The 3,557-nt window shown below is 31.9% G+C and carries 4 protein-coding genes and 1 pseudogene; all 5 read right to left on the bottom strand.

Annotation, left to right across the window (positions count from 1 at the left end; translation table 11 throughout):
- Positions 1 to 369: pseudogene (locus RT445_RS23325) on the bottom strand (phage integrase N-terminal SAM-like domain-containing protein); the annotation flags it as partial.
- 180 nt (positions 370 to 549) lie between these two features.
- On the bottom strand, positions 550 to 1,257 hold the full coding sequence (locus RT445_RS23320; RefSeq protein ID WP_312505304.1) for a hypothetical protein: 708 nt from the start codon (positions 1,255 to 1,257) through the stop codon (positions 550 to 552).
- 394 nt (positions 1,258 to 1,651) lie between these two features.
- On the bottom strand, positions 1,652 to 2,050 hold the full coding sequence (locus tag RT445_RS23315; protein WP_269897391.1) for a hypothetical protein: 399 nt from the start codon (positions 2,048 to 2,050) through the stop codon (positions 1,652 to 1,654).
- A 122-nt stretch (positions 2,051 to 2,172) separates the two neighbouring features.
- Positions 2,173 to 2,457: a hypothetical protein gene (locus RT445_RS23310; protein ID WP_274796102.1), complete on the bottom strand. Its 285-nt coding sequence runs from the start codon at positions 2,455 to 2,457 to the stop codon at positions 2,173 to 2,175.
- Between the two features lie 199 nt (positions 2,458 to 2,656).
- Positions 2,657 to 3,557, bottom strand: a 901-nt coding sequence (locus RT445_RS23305; protein WP_313471710.1) for a ketoacyl-ACP synthase III, incomplete at its 5' end; no start/stop codon positions are given.

Below are 3,557 nucleotides of genomic sequence, written 5' to 3'. Positions count from 1 at the left end.
CGTTGTTTGACAAGCTTCCCTTAGATGTTCTATCTCTAATTCTGAGAGAAATTTAGGAATCCTTTTACCTAATTTCGGCTCTTTTAATTTAGCTGCAGGATTTTTTAGAGTATAACCTTCTTCATGTGACCATCTAAATAATGATTTAACACAACGAATCCTATGTCCTAAACTGGAAGGCTTTAAGTGGTCTCCTGATCGTATTAAATATTCCTTTAATCTATCTGTATTAAATTCGTTCATATCAATATCACCAAAAAATCGTAATAATAGATTGTATTGAAAACAATATGTTTTTAATGTAAGCGATGAATATCCCTCGATTTTTTTATCCTGTTGATACCTTTTCCATGCTTCGGATAATAACATGTGTCTTTCACTCTCCTACCTATAAATCTATTAATTCTAAATTCTATTATGTTCAATGAAAGATTTTTTCATACAAGGATATTCAACAACCTAAAAAATAGTGATAGTTTTGAACTCTAATTAATCTAAAAGGCACTTTCCATTTTTCCAGGAAAGCGCCCGATTGTGGAAGACCGTTCTTTATTCATGAGGTATAAATTTAATTGATTTTACTTGATACATTTTATCTTTGTATATATAGATGATTTGAATATCCCCTATATATCCTCCTACAGGAGAGATTTGTCCTCCGAGCTTTGCAACAAGTTGATTGTTTTTTATTTCAAAGTTGATAAGATTACCAAAGTATATCTCATCAAATAAATTTCCAGGTTGGATACCCAAAGGTTTAATATCAACTGTATATTTCTTGTCACCAATACTAACACTTGCCTTGTTTGGTGTTAACTCGGTCTTTACGTTTTTTAATAATATCGCTAATGGTTCATCAACAGGTACTTCAACTGGTATCTGACTCTGTGTTTTATCTGATTTTCGCGGTTGCGTTTGAAAAACATGAACTTCGCGTTCTAAAACACCCGTGCCAATATCTTTAGTCAAAATTATAACTAGCTCTTTCTTTCCATCTTGACTGATATCCTCGTAGATAATTTCAGGAGACCAAGTAGGACTTGTTGTGTTTATCCAATAAGGTTTTGAAAGGATACTACCTTGAAAATCAATTTTAAAATTTGTATATAATCCATATCCATTTAGCTTTTTTGCATAAATGGTAACGCCCACTTTATCAGACCTAGCAATTTCATCATAGTCATTTGTCGTAGCTATCGCCTTCGATAAAACAGTAAAAAGAGAGATAGCAATCATTAAAATAAGAATTTTTTTCATATGAAAACACCTCATTTTAGTGTTCTCGGAATTTTACTGACTATTCTACCGATTTGCTAAGTTAATGGAGGTAAAACCTTCCAAACCCAAGTTTGATAACATAATGTAATTGAAAATGATTTTATTCAACAATCTGGCCCTTTTCATGAAGAAAGACGCTTTCCTTATTACGGAAAAGCGCCCGATTATTGAAGATCGTTATTCAACTCAAGCACTCCGTTAGTTGAAAAAGAAATGCTCCCCAAACGAAGTTTTGTTACCTAACTTTGATTTTGGGAACGTTTTTTTGTTTATTGATGTATGCGTTATAAATCCATGTTACACTAAAGTATCCCGTTAGTTTAAATACTAACCTACCATTCTTAGGGACATCGTTAGTTGCATAAGGAAATGCTTATTCTTCTTCAACTTTGAGATTTTTATAAAAGCTATCAACTATTGGATAAATATCAGGCTCTGTATAATAGTAATAGTCATTTACATAATTTTCTGTAAATATAAAAGTCATTTGTTCATCTTCATAAAGGGTAATGGAATAAAGGAATCCAGCTCTATCTTCTTGATTTTCTTCAGGTATAAATTGTACATCCTTGATTTCACTCAAAAACTCATCAATTACTTTTTTATCTGTTGTGATTTTTGAATAACCTGTACCTCCATCTTGTACTTGAATTTTAGTAACATCTTCAAGGTCGTTTTTATAAAATTCCGTAAGTGTTTTCGTTTCTAATCCACAGCCTGTTAAAAGAAAAATAAATAAAAATAAAGCTAACATTATTTTTTGAGTATACATTTCAACACCTCCGTATCAAAATCGCTATACTTTTAAATTAATTAAAGTATAACCTTCCCAAAGCGAGATTTGGGGACTTTTTGCTCTTAACGTTGTAAATCCAAATGAACAACAATAAGTAATTATTTTTTATTTTTTAGTTCTAAAAGTATAGGTGTTATATTTAGTAAAATAGAAACAATTGTCAGAAACCATAACGCCTTTTCCATAGAAGGTGCAACATCCAATAAAGCCGTCCAATCTTCAACTTTTACCCAATTAGATACAAGGCTATGTTCTGCACAGAGTGTCAGTGCTGTAAATGATAACCCGGTTGTCATCGCAAGTTTATAATCTTTACCTGTTGTATACATATAAAGATTTATAAAAGTTGCTACTATAGCAATAAGACCTAATATTAACCACAAAATGACACCTCCCTTTTTCAATATAGACATAAATTGTAATTAAATTGTTCCCAAACCCTTACTTGGTAATATTTAGTGAAAATTTGTTATTCAACAATCTGGCCCTTTCCATGAAGAAAGACGCTTTCCTATTTCAGAAAAGCGCCCGATTGATGAACAACGAAAGTGTGAAGTAGATAAGAAAGCTATAAACAAATTATCATATATTCCAATTAATTAATAATCCAGCATATGCCAAACCACCACCGAAGCCATACAATAACATCTTGTTACCATTTTTGATTTTCCCTTCAAGTATACCCTTATCTAGTGATAATGGGATTGTAGCCGACGAAGTATTACCGTAATCAACTAAGCTATATAATGTTTTTTCTATCGGGAAATCAGCTTTTTCACATATTGATTCAATCATTCTTAAATTTGCACTATGAGGTACAAACCAATCAACATCACTTAAAGGGATAGATGCATTTTTCATAACAGTTTGCATACCTTTAGGAACAGTAGTAACAGCCCATTTGTAAACCTCGCGTCCATTTTGAACGATTTTATCACTATTAATTAAATCCTCTTCAAACATACGATTTGATAAATTGGAACAATATAAGCTTTTTCCTTTTTCCCCCTCTGAACCCAAATGTGAGGATAGAAAACTTGGTTTTTTTTCGTCGAACTCTACAAGTACTGCTCCTCCACCATCTCCAAATAAAATACAGGTAGATCTATCCTCATAATCAGTAACTTTAGATAGAGTTTCTGCTCCAATAACAAGAATTTTCTTGTGTAAACCAGAAGTAATTAATCCATTTGCTACATGCAATCCATAAGTAAACCCTGCACAAGCAGCGTTTAAATCAATAGTTCCAGAATTTTTAATACCTAGCTTTGCTTGGACTAATGAAGACACGCTTGGAGTTTTGAAATCAGGAGTTAATGTACAGACGATAATCATATCGACGTCATCTACTGATTTATCGTATCGTTCCATTAAATTTCTTACGGCTTTATAACTTATATCACTTGTAAATTCTTCTTCATTTGTTATTCTTCGTTCTTTAATACCAGTACGTTTAACAATCCATTCATCGTTTGTTTCAACT

Origin of the sequence: Lysinibacillus sp. (genome assembly GCF_032093475.1) — a bacterium.
Taxonomy (GTDB): Bacteria; Bacillota; Bacilli; order Bacillales_A; family Planococcaceae; genus Lysinibacillus; species Lysinibacillus irui.
Note: the sequence above shows the minus strand (reverse complement) of the source record. Positions and strands in the feature narration are given on the sequence as shown.

Excerpts from the sequence above, each read along its gene's own strand:
- RT445_RS23320 (WP_312505304.1), bottom strand. The coding sequence starts at position 1,257 with ATGAAAAAAATTCTTATTTTAATGATTGCTATCTCTCTTTTTACTGTT.
- RT445_RS23315 (WP_269897391.1), bottom strand. The coding sequence starts at position 2,050 with ATGTATACTCAAAAAATAATGTTAGCTTTATTTTTATTTATTTTTCTT.